The organism is Pseudomonas nitroreducens TX1, assembly GCF_000313755.1.
Lineage (GTDB): Bacteria > Pseudomonadota > Gammaproteobacteria > Pseudomonadales > Pseudomonadaceae > Pseudomonas > Pseudomonas nitroreducens_A.
In genome coordinates, this window is record NZ_AMZB01000088.1 from 39,240 (window position 1) to 54,321 (window position 15,082).

The window sequence follows — 15,082 nt, forward strand, 5'->3', positions numbered from 1 at the left end:
GCTCAGAGTTGCTGCAGGCGGAACATCGCGATCTTGTTGATCTCCGCCAGGGCGGTCTGGAACTCCTGCTCCGGCGTGTTGTGGATGCGTTCTTCGAACGCGGCCAGGATCTGGTGGCGGTTGCTGCCCTTCACCGCCTTGATGAAGGGGAAGCCGAACTTGGCCTTGTAGGCGTCGTTGAGTTCGGTGAAGCGGGCGAACTCCTCGGCGGTGCAATCCTGGATGCCGGCGCCGGCCTGTTCGGCGGTACTGGAGGCGGTCAGCTCGCCACGAACCGCGGCCTTGCCGGCGAGGTCCGGGTGCGCGTTGATCAGCGCCAGCTGCGCTTCATGGCTGGCGGACAGGAGGATGTCGGCCATGCGCTGCTGCAGCAGTTCGATGTCGTTCAGGCTGTCGTCGACGCCCAGGTCGTAGGCTCTCTCCGCAACCCACGGCGAGTGTTCGTAGATGTCGGCGAAGGCGGCAACGAAGGCGGCGCGCTCGAGGCTGGCCGGGGTCAGGGTCTGGAAGCGGCTCATGCCTTGTTCTCCTGGGCTTTGAACGGGTGTTTCTCGTGCCAGTGCTTGGCGATATCGACGCGGCGGGTGATCCACACCTTCTCGTGACCTTTAACGTACTGGATGAAACGCTCCAGCGAGGCCATACGCGCCGGACGGCCCAGCAGGCGACAGTGCATGCCGATGGAGAGCATCTTCGGCGCGCCCTCGGCACCCTCGGCGTAGAGCACGTCGAAGGCATCCTTCAGGTACTCGAAGAAGTCGTCGCCCTTGTTGAAGCCCTGCACCTGGGTGAAGCGCATGTCGTTGGTGTCCAGGGTGTAGGGGATCACCAGGTGCGGCTTCTCGGCTGTGCTGGCCGGGTCCCAGTAGGGCAGGTCGTCGTCGTAGGTGTCGGAGTCGTAGAGGAAGTTGCCGTCCTCGCGGACGATGCGGCGGGTATTCGGGCCGAGGCGGCCGGTGTACCAGCCCTGCGGGCGCTGACCGGTCAGTTCGGTGAGGATGCGCACGGCCTCGAACATGTGCTCGCGTTCCTGCGCCTCGTCCATGTACTGATAGTCGATCCAGCGGTAGCCGTGGCTGCAGATCTCGTGACCGTCGGCAACCATCTGACGGATCGCCTCGGGATGACGCTGGGCGGCCATGGCCACGGCGAACACGGTCAGCGGCAGGTCGTACTTCTTGAAGAGCTTGAGCAGGCGCCACACGCCGGCACGGCTGCCGTATTCGTACAGCGATTCCATGCACATGTTGCGCTCGCCCTTGAGCGGCTGGGCGGCGACCATTTCGGAGAGGAAGGCTTCGGATTCGGCGTCACCGTGCAGGATGTTGCGCTCGCCGCCTTCCTCGTAGTTGAGGACGAAGGACAGGGCGATGCGCGCATCGTTCGGCCAGTGCGGGTGGGGGATGTTGTTGCCGTAACCGATCAGGTCGCGTGGGTAGTCAGCGCTCACTGCAGTGTTCCTTCTTGTGGTTGGCGGTCGGCGCCGGGTCGGTGGACTGTGCGCTGCCGTTGATGGCTGCATTGTATACAAAATGTTAGGCGGTCTGTAAATACAATCTGCGCAACGGTCGTTTCATTCCGTCCCTCCGTGTTCGATAGGGCGTGGATGCCTTGCGGGCTCTGCTCTGGCGCGGCCCTGGCTGGCTGTGTGCGGGCTCTTGCCATTCCTGGCCAGAGGGTGCTACAGGGGCTTTTTGGCAGGTTGAATCAGTTTTTTGTATACAATCAATTGTGCCGCTGGGTATATTCGCTTCTACCAAACGTACCCGCGGGCTGCTTCGATGGCGGCCCGCTCATTCGCATCAACAAGACAGAGGAGGAAGGTGTCGGCCGGCTCCGCCGCAGGACACCGATAAGCCCATGGGACGCCTGACCACTCACGTACTGGATTCCGCCCACGGCTGCCCTGGCCACGGCATCAAGATCGAGCTGTACCGCGTCGAAGGCCAGCAGCTGGAGCTGATCACCACCCGCGTGACCAATGACGATGGCCGTTGCGACGAGCCGCTGCTGCAGGGCGAGGACTTCCGTGCCGGCGTCTACCAGCTGCTGTTCAATGCTGGCGACTACTACCGCGCCCGTGGCGTCGAGCTGCCGAAGCCGGCGTTCCTCGACCAGGTCGTGCTGCGCTTCGGCATTGCCTCGGAAAGCGATCACTACCACGTGCCGCTGCTGATCTCCCCCTACAGCTATTCGACTTACCGGGGCAGCTAGTCCCCGCCCCGGTCTTCCCCCGGACTCTTCGTGGAGTCTTCCTCAGCCCGCCCACACTGCGGGCTTTTTTTTGCGCGCAACTTTACCTTCCAGCGCAGAGGCAGGCGCGATTCGAGGATTTGAGCTAGAAATCAGGCAGTTATTATTTCGAGGGATGTCATGAGCAAGATTCTGATCGTCGACGAGCAGCCGGTAACACGCCATGCCTTGCGGCTGATGATGGAGGCTGATCGGCACGAGGTCGTGGGTGAGGCCGACAATGGGCCTGAAGCATTGCAGCAGGTGCGCGCCTGTCGTCCCGACCTGATGATTCTGGAGCTGTCGATTCCTCGGCTCGGGGGGCTGGAGGTCATCCAGCGCCTGGTCGCACAAGGTGCGACAGTGAAAGTCCTGGTGCTGACCTCGCGAGACTCGGAGTATTTCGCCGGTCGTTGCCTGGCGGCGGGTGCGGCTGGCTTTGTCAGCAAGCAGGAGAACCCCCAGGCAGTGCGTGAGGCGGTGCGGGCGATCGCCCAGGGGCACAGCTATTTCCCCAGCCATGCGCTTGGAAGCGTCGCTATGGCGGAGGAGGTAGGCCATGGTGATTTGCTCAAGGAGCTATCTGTCCGCGAGTTGACCGTGCTGCAGTTGCTGGCGGGTGGGCTGAGCAACGTGGCCATTGCCGATCAGTTGTCGATCAGCGACAAGACAGTGAGCACCTACAAAGTACGCCTGATGCAGAAGCTGCACGCCAAGTCGCTGGTCGAGTTGGTGGATATCGGGCGCCGCCACGGGTTGGTGGAGGGCGACACGTCCGACGCAATGGCGGAGCCGGCTCCCATGTCGGCGGCGCAGACGAAGGAGCTGGTGCTGCTGCGCAATATGCTCGATGCACAGCCCCATCCCATGACTGTCCGGGGGCTCGATGGCCGCATCCTGTTCTGCAATCGCCATACGTTGGAGTTGCTTGGGCTTCAGTTGGAGGATGTGGTAGGCAAGATGGTGGCCGACCTGGGGTTGTTCGCCAGCCCTCACGAGGCAGAACTACTGGGCCGGCAACTGAGAGACGCGATCAGTCGTGGTGAACCCTTTGACGCGGATGTGGAGTTTCGCTCGCAGAACGGGCGCGAGGTCTACCAGCATTGGGTCCGGCCTTACCGCGACAGCGAGGGAAATCTGATGGGCGCGTTGTGTGGCTCGATCAATGTCACCGGGCGCGACGAATTGGTACGCGAACTGCGTAGCGCGAACGCGCGGGTCGATGCAATCAGCCGTGGCAAGAGCCAGTTCCTGGCCGGTATGGGCAGCGAATTGCAGGGGCCCTTGCAGAATGTCCTGGCGATGCTGGAACTGGCGCGAAACCAGAGTGATTCGGCGCGCCGTGACGAACCCCTGGCGGTAGCGCTGAAGCTGACCGGCAACCTGCTGGCGCTTCTGGATGACCTGCAGTTGCTCAGCCGTGCCAAGTCCCGGCGCTTGCCGTTGGCGCCCGAGGACATCGATGTACGGGCATTGCTCGAACGACAACTGGAGCTCGTCGGCGATTCTGCCCGGGCCAAAGGGATCCGCCTGGAGACCGATTTCGGCCTGGCCTTGCAGACACGCGTCTGGGGCGACCCGCAGCGACTGCGCCGGGTGATATTCAACCTGCTGGATAACGCCGTGAAGCACACCGAGGTCGGGACGGTGCTGGTGCGATTGCGCGCGCGGGGGCAGGGAGCGGCGATGGTCAACGTCGAGATCGATGTCGTCGACACCGGTTCGGGAATCTCGGTTGAGGATCAGCAGCACCTGTTCGAGCCGTTTTCCTTCCCGTTGGAGGACGCGCGTGTACGTAGCGGAGGTACCGGCCTCGGCCTGGCCTTGTGCCGCAGCCTGGTGGAATTGATGGGCGGGCAGATTGATGTGAAGAGCCAGCCTGGCGTCGGCTCGGAATTCAATGTGCAGCTCTCGTTGCCTGCTGCCGCGCACTAGCGACGATCGCTGCCCCATGAAAATCCAGGCTCCATGAAGAAGGCCCCTTGATCGGGGCCTTTTTCATGGGGCAGGGTCAGGTCTTACAGGAAGATGAACTTCGCCACAAAGATCGCGCACAGCGCATAGAGGCTGATGGTCACGTCCTTGTGGCGGCCGGTGAAGACCTTCATCGCCACGTAGGTCACGAAGCCCAGGGCAATGCCGTCCGCGACCGAGAAGGTCAGCGGCATCATGATCACGGTGACGATGGCCGGGATGGTTTCGGTGTGCTCGTTCCAGTCGATATGGGCCATGCCGCCCATCATCAGCATGGCGACGTAGATCAGCGCGCCGGCGGTGGCGTAGGCGGGGATCATGCCGGCCAGCGGGGCGAAGAACATCGCCGCGACGAACAGCACGCCCACCACCACGGCGGTCAGGCCGGTGCGGCCACCCGCGGCAACACCCGCGGCACTTTCCACGTAGCTGGTCACCGGCGGCACGCCCAGCACCGCGCCGAAGGCGCTGGAGGTGCTGTCGGCCTTCATCGCCTTCGACAGGTTTTCGATGCGGCCGTCCTCACGCACCAGGTGAGCACGCTGGGCGACGCCCATCAGGGTGCCGGCGGTGTCGAACATGTGCACGAAAAGGAAGGCCAGGATCACGCTGATCATGGTCACGTTGAACGCGCCGGAAATGTCCATCGCCATGAAGGTCGGCGCCAGGCTCGGCGGCATCGAGAACACGCCGCCGAACTGGACGATACCCAGGGCGATGCCGGCCACGGTGACGGTAAGGATGCTGATCAGGATGCCGCCGAACACGCGGCGGTATTCCAGTACGGCGATCATCAGGAAGCAGATGGCGGCGAGCAGCGGGCCGGGGCTGGTCAGGTCACCCAGGTGGACCAGGGTGGCGGGGCTGGCGACCACGATGCCGGCGGTCTTCAGGCCGATCAGCCCGAGGAACAGGCCGACGCCGGCGCCCATGGCGAAGCGCAGGCTGACTGGGATGCTGTTGAGCAGCCATTCGCGAATGCGCGAGAAGGTCAGGATCATGAAGGCGATACCGGAGATGAACACCGCGCCCAGCGCGATCTCCCAGCTGTAGTTCATGGTCTTGACCACGGTGTAGGTGAAGAAGGCGTTGAGGCCCATGCCCGGCGCCAGGCCCACCGGCCAGTTGGCGTAAAGGCCCATCAGGAAGCAGCCGAGCGCCGCGGCAAGGCAGGTTGCGACGAACGCGGCGCCGTGGTCGATGCCGGCATCGGCCATGATGTTGGGGTTGACGAAGATGATGTACGCCATGGTGATGAAGGTCGTGAGACCTGCGGCGAGTTCGGTCTTCACGGTGGTGCCGTGCTGGCTGAGCTTGAACAGGCGTTCGAGCAGGCCGGTGGCGGGGGGACTGGATGCAAAGGCTCGTTGTTCTTGTTTGGTGCTTTCCACAGCGGTACTCCTCAACGCTCTTGTTGTTGGTCCCTTGCCGTCGGCTGGTTCACCTGCGTCCCTTGCGCTAACGGAAAGAGTTGTGAGGGTGTGAATGTTGACCTTTGGGTCAGGAAGTCACGCCGCGATTATGCAGTTGTGTACAAAAAGTTCAAATAATGTTTAGTGTCTGTCTGAAAGATTTTTACAAGAAAAGCATCGGAATGGTCGCACGCTGAACTTCGCCAAGCTCCTGCACCGTGCGGCCTTGGGATGGATGCCGAGTCGCTCGCGACGGCTGCACGATAGTGGCCACTTTGTGTACACTGTGCCCCATGCCTGGCCCGCGGCCAGCTCCACGTAAAGCCCCCACGGATTTCGCGCCGGTTCAACCCGGCTGAACAGGGTTCGACTCCGATGACCGACCAGTTGCAACAGATCAGGAAGCAGCCGCGCAATGGCAAGGCGCGCAGCGGCACTCAGGACGAGATCGTCTACGCGCACATCTTCGACGCCATCCTCGAGCAGCGCCTGGCGCCAGGCACCAAGCTGAGCGAAGAGGCCCTCGGCGAAATCTTCGGCGTCAGCCGCACCATCATCCGTCGTGCCCTGTCGCGCCTGGCCCACGAACAGGTCGTGCTGCTGCGCCCGAACCGTGGCGCCGTGGTGGCCAGCCCGAGCATCGACGAAGCCCGGCAGATTCTCTTCGCCCGCCGCACCGTCGAGCGCGCGATCACTGAACTGGCGGTGGACAACGCCAGCAGCGACACCCTCGCCGAACTGCGCGACATGGTGAAGCAGGAGCAATCCAGCTTCGCTCGTGGCGACCGCGGCGCGGGCATCCGCCTCTCCGGCGAATTCCACCTGAAGCTTGCCGAGATGGCGAAGAATGCACCGCTGGTGGTATTTCAGCGCAGCCTGGTCTCGCAAACCTCGCTGATCATCGCCCAGTACGAAAGCGGCGGCCGCTCGCATTGCTCGTTCGACGAGCACAACGAGATCCTCGACGCCATCGAGAAGGGCGACAAGGAAAAGGCCGTGACCTTGATGATGCACCACATGGCGCACATCGACGACAAGCTGAACCTGGACGTGGATGGCGCCTCCGGCGACCTGCACGCGGTGTTCTCGCATCTGCTGGCGGGCAAGAAGAAGCCGCGCCGCAGCAAGGCGGACGCCGACTCGGCGGCCTGATCGCCGAGCTGGAAAAAAGCCCCGCAGTGCGGGGCTTTTTCATTTTTGCACGGGGCGCTTTTCGTGAACGCCTTGGGGCGAAACGCTTTTTGGTGATTGGGTGCTTTCTTCGGCCTGCTGCCAACCACCGCCAAGGGATTTGTAGAGCAGCACCAGCGTGGTCGCCACGGCCTCGCGGCCGCGCACCTGTTGCTCCTCGGTAGCCAGTAGTTCGCGCTGGGCACTGAGTACGTTGAGGAAGTCCACGGCGCCGGCCTTGTACTGCTCGCGGGCGTTGGCCAGGGCGGTGCGGCCATGCTCGGCGGCGGTGTCGAGGCTGGCCAGGCGGCGCTGCTCGGCGGCGTAGTCAGTGAGGGCGTCGTCCACCTCGCGCCAGGCGTTGAGCACCGTGCGGCGGTAGGCGATGGCGGATTCCTGCTGCTGCGCTTCGCGCAGGGCGAGCATGCCCTTCAGGCGCCCGCCTTCGAAAATCGGCAGCGACAGGCTCGGGCCGATACCGAAGGTGCGGCTGTTCCAGTCGCCGAAGTTCGACAGTTGCAGCGCCTGGAAGCCGAAGCTGCCGTTGAGGCTGATGCGCGGGTAGAAGTCCGCCTTGGCCACGCCGATGCTGGCGGTGGCAGCGTGCAGCGCGGCTTCGGCGCGGCGGATATCCGGTCGGCGCTGCGCCAGCTCCGACGGCAGCCCGACCGGCACGCCGCGCGGCGGCTGCGGCACCGGTTTGGCCTGGGCGAGTTCCGCCTGTAGCGCACCGGGCGCTTCTCCCAGCAGGTAGCCCAGGGCATTGATCAGCCGTGCCTGGCGCTTCTGGCTGTCGGGTAGGCGCGCTTCGATGCTGGCGACCTGGGTCAGGGCTTCGGCGACATCCAGCTCGGTGGCGACACCATCGGTGCGGCGCAGGCGGGTCAGCTCCAGGCTACGCCGGGCGATCTCCAGGTTGCTGCGGATGATCGCTTCCAGGTCCTGTTCGGCGCGCAGCTGCAGGTAGTTGCGCGCGGTCTCGGCGAGCACCGAGACCAGCACGTCGCGGCGGCTTTCCTCGGTGGCCTGGACGTTCGCATCAGCGGCCTCCAGTTCACGGCGCACGCGGCCCCAGAAGTCCAGCTCCCAGGACAGGTCGAAGCCGCCGTCGAGCTGGTTGAAGCTGTCCTTGCCGGCTTTGCCGGACGGATCGTTCAGGCCGACTTCGCTGTTGCGCCTGCGCTGGTAGCCCAGCTCCGCGCCGACGTTGGGCATGGCATCGCCGCCCAGCGCCTGGCGGATGGCCCGGCTTTGCTGCAGCCGCGCATCGGCTTCGCGCAGGTCGAGGTTGGTGGCGGCCACTCGGCGTTGCAGGTCATCCAGCTGTGGGTCGCCGAGCAGCGTCCACCATTGTGCTTCCATGGGCGCGTTGAGCGCCTGGCTAGGCGCCTGGCCGCGCTGGGTGGACCAGTTCACAGCGTCTGCATCGCCAGGGCGTTGGAATTCCGGGCCGACATTGCAGGCGCCGAGCGCGAGCAGGGCAAGGAGCAGGGGAGCACGCGGGGCGATCATTGCGCGGCTACCTTCTGTTCGGTGCTGGGGTGCTTGCCGGTGTCGATCCGTGCGATCACCGACATGCCGACGCGCAGCTTCTCGCGCAGCGGCTGGTCGGTGTCGAGGACGATCTTCACCGGGATGCGCTGGACGATCTTGGTGAAATTGCCGGTGGCGTTGTCCGGGGCGATGGGCGCGAAGCTCAGGCCGGTGGCCGGGGCGATGCTGTCGACGTGGCCGTGCAGGGTTTCGCCGGGGAAGGTGTCGATGCTGATCTCCACGGCTTGGCCGGGTTGCACCTCGGTGAGCTGGGTTTCCTGGAAGTTGCCGACCACGTAGGCGTCCTGCAGCGGCACTACCGCCAGCAGCGCATTGCCCGGCGTGGTGTAGGCGCCGACGCGCACGGCGCGGCGGCCGACCATACCGTCGAAGGGCGCGCGGATTTCGGTGTAGGAGAGGTTCAGTTGCGCCTGTTGCAGCTGGGCCTGGCCACGCTTCAGTGCGCCGAGAGCTTCGGCCTGCCGGGCCAGCAGCACGTCGAGCTGCTTGCGGGCGGCCAGCGCGGCGGCCTTGTCCTTGTCCAGCAGGGCTTTTGCCGAATCGACGCGCGAGCGCGCCTGCTGGGCATTCTGCAGGGTGCCGGCACCCTGGGTCGCCAGATGCTGGTAGCGGTTCAGTTCCTGCGCGGCAAAGGTCAGCGCAGCCTGGTCGGCCTGAACCTGGGCGGCGCTCTGGGCGATCACCGCCTGCTGGCGCTCGAGGTCGGCGGCGACATGATGGTGGCGCGCCTCGGCGGCCAGCACGTCGGCTTCGGCGGCGTCCAGCGCGGCGTGGTAGTCGCGGGCATCGATGCGTGCCAGGACCTGTCCGGCCTTCACCGACTGGTTGTCCTCCACCAGCACTTCCTCGATGAAACCGGCGACCTTCGGCGCCACCAGGGTGAAGTCGGCATGGACGTAGGCGTCGTCGGTGCTCTGCTCGCGGATGGGGCCCAGCAGGCGCAGCAGCAGATAGACGACAAGGGCGAGAAGCAGTACGGCAACCAGGGCCAGACTGCCGCGACGGGAGCTCAGTTTCGGCATGGGCAGACCTTTTAATTTGCGGGGACGACAGGGCGCGGCGGATAGACCCGCAGCGGCATCAGGGGAATCAGGACGAGCAGGGCTGCGGCCAGCCAGGACATCGCCAGCAGCGTGTCGGCGGCGGCGAGCACGCCGGCCTGGCCGCGCAACTGGCTGGCCAGTCGGCCGATGTTTTCGGCGCCCCCCAGTTGCTCCAGACGCAGGCCCAGGGCTTGGGAGGCATTGCCCAAGTGATCGACCAGGCGGTTGGAGTGGTAGTGCTCGCGCCAAGTCATCAGGATCGACACCACGGCGCTGCCGAGTACCGCCGAGAAGCCGCGCACGCTGTTGAACCAGGCCGAGGCGAACGGTCCTTCGATGGGCGCGACGACGCTGGTGGCGGACATCAGAAGCGGTACCACGGCCATCGGCTGGCCGATGATCTGCAGCGCCAGGAGCCAGTAGAAGTTCTCCCGCGTCCACCCGCTGGTGAGCTGGCTCATGCCAAAGGCCGACAGGCCGCACAGGCTGATACCGATGGCCAGCACCCAGCGGCAGTCCACCCGCGGGATGTTGCACAGCGCGGCGATCAGCGGCAGGGAGATCAATTGGGGCAGCGCCACCAGCAGCGCCATGGGGGCCGACTGCAGCGGGCGATAGCCATGGGCCGAGGCCAGGTAGGACGCCGGCACGCCAGCGCAGGCGCCGAGCACCACCAGCACGCCGGCGAGGGTAATCAGAGCGTGGGTGAAGTTGCGTCGCTTGAGGATGTCCAGGCGGAAGAAGGGCAGCGGATGCGTCCATTCGTTGATGAAGAAGGCCACCAGCAGTCCGGCGCCGCCGATCACCAGCAGGGTGATCAGTTCGGATTCGAACCAGTCCAGGCGCTCGCCCTGGAGCAGGCCCATCACCAGCATCAGGATGCCCGGCAGGCCGAGGGCGAGACCCAGGTAATCGAATTGCTTCAGGCGCTCCAGGCGCAGCGGGTCCCGCGGGATACCCCAGGCCACGGCGGCCAGCGCCACGGCGCAGAGCGGGATGACCTGCCAGAACACCCACTGCCAGCCGACGAACTCGGTCCACAACGCCGCCAGCGGCATCCCCAGGTTGGGCGCGAAGGTCGCGGTCAGCGCATAGGCCCCCAGACCGTACAGCTTGATTCCCGGCGGCAGGAAGCGCAGCGCCACGGTCATCAGCATTGGCGGCATGCAACCGCCGGCGAAGCCTTGCAGCAGGCGCAGCAGATACAGCGTCTCGACGTTCGGCGCGAACGGGCAGAGCAACGCAAGCAGCGCGAAGCAGGCGATGGCGCCGAGGGTGAAGCGGCGCAGCGACACGGTGACCGAGAACCAGGGCGCGAAGGCCATGGCGGCAACCTGCGCCGCCGAGTACAGGGCGATCAGCCAGGTGCCTTCGTCGTGGCCGATGGACAGCGCGCCGCGCACGTCGGTCATGGCGAGGTCCGTGACCTTCTCGTTGAGGCCGGCGCTGAGGGAGGCGACCAGTACGCCGATCATGCCGACCACGATGCGCAGGCCGAATGGCTGGGCGACAGGTGCGGACGGTTTCGCGGTTTGCGGGCTGGCGGCGGAAACCGGGGCGAGCGCGGTCATGGCCGGCCTCCACGGGGATGGCCGATGCCGCCGCCGGTGGGCGGTGATGTGCAAGGCATAGGAATCAACTCGGGTATTTGCGACCGAGTCTAGGGAAGGGCGATAGCTGTGGAAATTGAAATGATTGCAGCTAATCAGTGTGTCTGGTGCACTGATCGTGCGCTCAGCTCAGCAGGCCGGAACTCTCGCGCAGTTCAGTGCATACGCGCTTCACCGTCTGTCGCAGCCAACTGTGCGCCGGGTCGTTGTCGAAGCGCGGGTGCCAGGCCTGGATGATCACCACCGACTTGAGCGGCAGCGGAATGTCGAACTGGCGCAGGGCGAAGCCGAGGCGGTCCAGGCGCCATAGCGAGTGCTCGGGAATCGGCAATACCAGGTCGGACTCCAGCAGGGCGAAGATCGAAGAGTGAAAGGTCGGTGCGGTCAGGCGGATTTCCCGATGCAACCCGAGATTGGCCAGTTCCTCGTCGATCGGCCCGCGTGATTTGCCGCGCCGCGACACGCTGATCTGCGGGAAGGCGGCGAAGCGTTCGGCGGTGATTTCGTCGTCGAAGATTGGATGGTCGCGCCGCGCCAGGCCAACGAAGTTGGTGGTGAACAACGTCTGCGTGCGGATTTCCGGCTCCAGCGTCGAAGCGCCGCCGATATACAGGTCGATGCGATTCTGCCGCAGGGCTTCGTCATCGAAGTCGGCTTCCGGGGCGATTCGCAGGCTGCAGCGCGGCGCCTCGGCCTTCATTACCGCCAGCATGCGCGAGGCGAAGCCGCCCACCAGCACGTTGTTGGAGCGCAGTACGAAGCAGCGCTCGAGCTGGTCCATGCGCAGGTTTTCCTTGGCGTTGAACAGGCGCACGGCATGTTCCACCAGGTCGCTGACTTCCTCGCGCAGTTGCAGGGCACGGGGCGTAGGGACCAGGTTGCGTCCAGCGCGGACCATGATCGGGTCGCCCACCGCCTCGCGGATGCGCGACAGGGTGCGGCTCATCGCTGGCGGGCTCAGGTGCATGCGCCGCGCGGCGCCGACCACGCTGCCTTCTTCGAGCAGGATGTTGAGGGCGACCAGCAGGTTGAGATCGGGCAGGGCCATGGTGACTCCGGAGCGGTTGACGCGGAACGTGTCATGTTCCATGGCGAAGGGTTGAATGGGCAAGCGTGCGTTTCATGCAATGGTCCATTACGTTTTGCGTGCCTTTACGCTCCGCGCCCTGGCCCGAAGAATGGCGACGGATTTCATTGTTTGGGGAAGAAAGGCATGTACCAACGGATTCTCCTGGCCATTGACGGCGCAGCGCAGTCGCCGCGCATCATTGCGACCGCCGGCGAGCTGGCCCGCTGCAACGGGGCGCAGGTGCACGTGGTGTGCGCCGTGGATCGCGCCTTCGCCATGCCGCGCCAGGACGCGCTGGAGTACCCGCCGGCCGAACAGGAGCAGAACGAAGCTCAGGCGCTGGTGGATGAGGCGGTGGCGCAACTGCAGCCCTGCAGTGCATCGGGTGCCGTGGTGGCGGGCGATCCGGCGCGGGCCATCCTGCGCGAGGCGGAGCGTCTGGAGTGCGATCTGATCGTGATCGGTCACCGGCACCTGGGGCGTATCGAGCGGTTGCTGGACCCGTCGGTGGGGCAGCGGGTGATCGAGCGGGCGCCGTGTCCGGTGCTGGTCGAGGTGCGGGAGTAGCCCGGGTACCGCTTTCGTGGGAGCGGATCTTATCCGCGAAATCGGTGCGACGATTGGCCTTCGCGGACAAGGTCCGCTCCTACGGGAAGGCGCAGTCGCGCGATGTACCGCGCGCCGCTGGAAAGAAAAGCGGCCCCGGCGCCGGGTTGGTCCTGAGCGAGGACCCGGCGCCGAAGCCGTAAGGGGTCAGCCGCGGCGATGCACGTTGCGGCCGTGCGCGAAGGTTTCCTTCACGGTACGGTCGTCGCCGAGGATGACCAGTGCGAAGAGTTTCTCCTCCAGGGTCTTGGCCTGTTGCAGGCGGTAGTCCAGCAGCGGGGTGGCCTTGTAGTCGAGGACCACGAAGTCGGCCTCGTTGCCCTGGGCGAAGCTGCCGACCTTGTCTTCCAGCTCCAGCGCGCGGGCGCCGCCGAGGGTGGCCAGGTACAGCGACTTGAACGGGTCCAGTTTGATGCCTTGCAGTTGCATCACCTTGTAGGCCTCGTTCAGCGATTGCAGCTGGGAGAAGCTGGTGCCGGCGCCGACATCGGTGCCCAGGCCAACTTTCACCTTGTGCTTCTCAAGCTTGGCCAGGTCGAACAGGCCGCTGCCCAGGAACAGGTTCGACGTCGGGCAGAAGGCCACGGCCGAGCCGGTTTCCGACAGGCGCTGGCACTCGCCGTCGCACAGGTGCACGCCGTGGGCAAATACCGAGCGCGGGCCGAGCAGGCCGTGGTGGTCGTAGACGTCCAGGTAGCCCTTGCGCTCCGGGAACAGTTCCTTGACCCACTCGATTTCCTTGAGGTTTTCCGACAGGTGCGTGTGCAGGTACACGCCAGGGTGTTCCTTGAGCAGGCGGCCGGCGGCGTCGAGCTGTTCCGGCGTGCTGGTCGGGGCGAAGCGCGGGGTCACCGCGTACAGCAAGCGGCCCTTGCCGTGCCAGCGCTCGATCAGCGCCTTGCTGTCGACGTAGCTGCTTTCGGCGGTATCGGTCAGGTAGTCCGGCGCATTGCGGTCCATCATCACCTTGCCGGCGATCAGGCGCAGGTCGAGCTTTTCGGCGGCGCCGAACAGCGCATCCACCGACTGCGGGTGCACGGTGCCGAAGACCAGTGCGGTGGTGGTGCCGGCGCGCAGCAGTTCCTTGAGGAAGATACCGGCGACGTCAGCGGCGTGGGCCGGATCGGCGAACTGCTTCTCGGTGGGGAAGGTGTAGGTGTTCAGCCAGTCCAGCAATTGCTCGCCGTAGGAGGCGATCATGCCGGTCTGCGGGTAGTGGATGTGGGTGTCGATGAAGCCGGGGGTGATCAGCGCGTCGCGGTACTCGACCACTTCCACACCGCCCAGTTGCGGCAGCAGTTCGGCGGCATGGCCGAGGCGGGCGACCTTGCCGTCTTCCACTAGCAGGATGCCGTCTTCGAAGTACTGGTAGGACTTCTCCACGCCGACTTCGGCGGGGTCGGCGACGCTGTGCAGGATGCTGGCGCGGTAGGCTTTGGCTTGAATGCTCATCGATCTCTCTTCAGTCGTGTTTCGGGGCCGGGGCGCTCGCAAGTGCCGGGGCGTGATGGGCGTGCGCCCATGCTACGGAAATTTCAGGCGCCGCTTTCGGCGGTGCGTGCGCGGCGGCTCGTAGGTAACAGTTTGGCCACGGTGTTCTCGCCTTTGCTGGTCTGCTGACCGAAGGTGGCGTTGTAGGTGGCGATGACTTCTCCAGCGATGGACACGGCGATTTCCACCGGCAGCTTGCCCTTCACTTCGCTGATGCCCATGGGGCAGCGCATGCGCTGCACGGTGTCGGCGGCGAAGCCACGGTCGCGCAGGCGATGCTCGAACTTGGCGCGCTTGGTGTCCGAGCCGATCAGGCCGAAGTAGGCGAAGTCGTTGCGCTCGAGGATTTTCGCGGTCAGCTCCAGGTCCAGCGCGTGGTTGTGGGTCATGACGATGAAGTAGCTGCCGGCGGGCATCTCGTCGATCTCGTCGATGACGTCCTCGTTGATCACGCGGGTCACGCCTTCGGGGATGTGGTCGGGGAACTCGGCTTCCCGTGAGTCGATCCAGCGTACCTTGCACGGCAGGCTGGCGAGCAGCGGCACCAGGGCGCGGCCGACGTGGCCGGCGCCGAACACGGCGATATGCGCCTGGGGCTGGCCCATGGGTTCGAACAGCAGCACGGTGGCGCCACCGCAGCACTGGCCGAGGCTGGCGCCGAGGCTGAATCGCTCCAGCTTCGGCTCGCGCTCGCGCCTCTGCAGCATCTCGCGGGCGATGGCCATGGCCTTGAATTCGAGGTGGCCGCCACCGATGGTGTCGTAGGCCTTGTCGGCGCTGACGACCATCTTGGAGCCGGCGTTGCGCGGGGTCGAGCCGCGCTCTTCGATGATGGTCACCAGCACGCTGGCTTCGGCGCGCTGTTGCAGGTCGGCGAGGGCACTGATCCAGTTCATCGTTACGAACCTCAAAGCTGGGCTG

General features: G+C 65.2%; 13 protein-coding genes. 4 read left to right on the top strand and 9 right to left on the bottom strand.

What is annotated here, in order from left to right; genetic code table 11:
* Positions 1-2: 2 nt before the first annotated feature.
* Both uraD and puuE read right to left on the bottom strand, forming a co-directional pair.
* A complete protein-coding gene (uraD, locus tag C167_RS0106845; RefSeq protein WP_017517521.1) occupies positions 3-518 on the bottom strand; it encodes a 2-oxo-4-hydroxy-4-carboxy-5-ureidoimidazoline decarboxylase in 516 nt (171 codons plus the stop codon).
* The gene (gene puuE / locus C167_RS0106850; RefSeq protein ID WP_017517522.1) at positions 515-1,450 is read right to left on the bottom strand and encodes an allantoinase PuuE; all 936 of its coding nucleotides are present in this window, start codon (positions 1,448-1,450) and stop codon (positions 515-517) included. Before puuE ends, uraD begins: the two co-directional genes overlap by 4 nt.
* Positions 1,451-1,860: 410 nt before the next feature.
* On the opposite strand from puuE, the gene uraH reads away from it, so the two are divergent.
* Together uraH and C167_RS0106860 are read left to right on the top strand one after the other, a co-directional pair.
* The gene (uraH, locus tag C167_RS0106855; protein ID WP_017517523.1) at positions 1,861-2,214 is read left to right on the top strand and encodes a hydroxyisourate hydrolase; all 354 of its coding nucleotides are present in this window, start codon (positions 1,861-1,863) and stop codon (positions 2,212-2,214) included.
* A 159-nt stretch (positions 2,215-2,373) separates the two neighbouring features.
* A complete protein-coding gene (locus C167_RS0106860) occupies positions 2,374-4,167 on the top strand; it encodes an ATP-binding protein (RefSeq protein ID WP_017517524.1) in 1,794 nt (597 codons plus the stop codon).
* An 83-nt stretch (positions 4,168-4,250) separates the two neighbouring features.
* On the opposite strand, the gene C167_RS0106865 is transcribed toward C167_RS0106860, so the two are convergent.
* Positions 4,251-5,597 carry an NCS2 family permease gene (locus tag C167_RS0106865; RefSeq protein ID WP_017517525.1) on the bottom strand — a complete coding sequence of 449 codons (1,347 nt, stop codon included), beginning with the start codon at positions 5,595-5,597 and terminating at the stop codon, positions 4,251-4,253.
* A 396-nt stretch (positions 5,598-5,993) separates the two neighbouring features.
* On the opposite strand from C167_RS0106865, the gene C167_RS0106870 reads away from it, so the two are divergent.
* Positions 5,994-6,770, top strand: coding sequence for a GntR family transcriptional regulator (locus tag C167_RS0106870; RefSeq protein WP_017517526.1), 777 nt, complete (start codon positions 5,994-5,996; stop codon positions 6,768-6,770).
* A 39-nt stretch (positions 6,771-6,809) separates the two neighbouring features.
* Here C167_RS0106870 and C167_RS0106875 read toward each other — a convergent pair whose 3' ends face one another.
* From C167_RS0106875 to C167_RS0106890, 4 genes are all read right to left on the bottom strand, one after another.
* The gene (locus C167_RS0106875; RefSeq protein ID WP_017517527.1) at positions 6,810-8,300 is read right to left on the bottom strand and encodes an efflux transporter outer membrane subunit; all 1,491 of its coding nucleotides are present in this window, start codon (positions 8,298-8,300) and stop codon (positions 6,810-6,812) included.
* The gene (locus C167_RS0106880) at positions 8,297-9,364 is read right to left on the bottom strand and encodes an HlyD family secretion protein (RefSeq protein WP_017517528.1); all 1,068 of its coding nucleotides are present in this window, start codon (positions 9,362-9,364) and stop codon (positions 8,297-8,299) included. Before C167_RS0106880 ends, C167_RS0106875 begins: the two co-directional genes overlap by 4 nt.
* Before the next feature lie 11 nt (positions 9,365-9,375).
* Entirely contained in the window at positions 9,376-10,956 is a 1,581-nt protein-coding gene (locus C167_RS0106885; RefSeq protein WP_017517529.1) for an MFS transporter, read from the bottom strand.
* Between the two features lie 163 nt (positions 10,957-11,119).
* Positions 11,120-12,043, bottom strand: a complete 924-nt coding sequence (locus tag C167_RS0106890; protein ID WP_026078849.1) for a LysR family transcriptional regulator — start codon at positions 12,041-12,043, stop codon at positions 11,120-11,122.
* A 165-nt stretch (positions 12,044-12,208) separates the two neighbouring features.
* On the opposite strand from C167_RS0106890, the gene C167_RS0106895 reads away from it, so the two are divergent.
* Positions 12,209-12,631 carry a universal stress protein gene (locus C167_RS0106895; RefSeq protein ID WP_017517531.1) on the top strand — a complete coding sequence of 141 codons (423 nt, stop codon included), beginning with the start codon at positions 12,209-12,211 and terminating at the stop codon, positions 12,629-12,631.
* A 186-nt stretch (positions 12,632-12,817) separates the two neighbouring features.
* Here C167_RS0106895 and guaD read toward each other — a convergent pair whose 3' ends face one another.
* Together guaD and xdhC are read right to left on the bottom strand one after the other, a co-directional pair.
* Positions 12,818-14,122 carry a guanine deaminase gene (gene guaD, locus C167_RS0106900; protein ID WP_017517532.1) on the bottom strand — a complete coding sequence of 435 codons (1,305 nt, stop codon included), beginning with the start codon at positions 14,120-14,122 and terminating at the stop codon, positions 12,818-12,820.
* Between the two features lie 83 nt (positions 14,123-14,205).
* Positions 14,206-15,057: a xanthine dehydrogenase accessory protein XdhC gene (xdhC, locus tag C167_RS0106905; protein ID WP_017517533.1), complete on the bottom strand. Its 852-nt coding sequence runs from the start codon at positions 15,055-15,057 to the stop codon at positions 14,206-14,208.
* Between the last annotated feature and the right edge of the window lie 25 nt (positions 15,058-15,082).

What these genes read in the sequence shown, in the direction of transcription:
- C167_RS0106895 (WP_017517531.1), top strand. Translation starts at nt 12,209, where the DNA reads ATGTACCAACGGATTCTCCTGGCCATTGACGGCGCAGCGCAGTCGCCG.
- C167_RS0106880 (WP_017517528.1), bottom strand. Translation starts at nt 9,364, where the DNA reads ATGCCGAAACTGAGCTCCCGTCGCGGCAGTCTGGCCCTGGTTGCCGTA.
- uraD (WP_017517521.1), bottom strand. Translation starts at nt 518, where the DNA reads ATGAGCCGCTTCCAGACCCTGACCCCGGCCAGCCTCGAGCGCGCCGCC.
- C167_RS0106890 (WP_026078849.1), bottom strand. Translation starts at nt 12,043, where the DNA reads ATGGCCCTGCCCGATCTCAACCTGCTGGTCGCCCTCAACATCCTGCTC.
- uraH (WP_017517523.1), top strand. Translation starts at nt 1,861, where the DNA reads ATGGGACGCCTGACCACTCACGTACTGGATTCCGCCCACGGCTGCCCT.
- xdhC (WP_017517533.1), bottom strand. Translation starts at nt 15,057, where the DNA reads ATGAACTGGATCAGTGCCCTCGCCGACCTGCAACAGCGCGCCGAAGCC.
- guaD (WP_017517532.1), bottom strand. Translation starts at nt 14,122, where the DNA reads ATGAGCATTCAAGCCAAAGCCTACCGCGCCAGCATCCTGCACAGCGTC.
- C167_RS0106875 (WP_017517527.1), bottom strand. Translation starts at nt 8,300, where the DNA reads ATGATCGCCCCGCGTGCTCCCCTGCTCCTTGCCCTGCTCGCGCTCGGC.
- C167_RS0106870 (WP_017517526.1), top strand. Translation starts at nt 5,994, where the DNA reads ATGACCGACCAGTTGCAACAGATCAGGAAGCAGCCGCGCAATGGCAAG.
- C167_RS0106885 (WP_017517529.1), bottom strand. Translation starts at nt 10,956, where the DNA reads ATGACCGCGCTCGCCCCGGTTTCCGCCGCCAGCCCGCAAACCGCGAAA.
- C167_RS0106860 (WP_017517524.1), top strand. Translation starts at nt 2,374, where the DNA reads ATGAGCAAGATTCTGATCGTCGACGAGCAGCCGGTAACACGCCATGCC.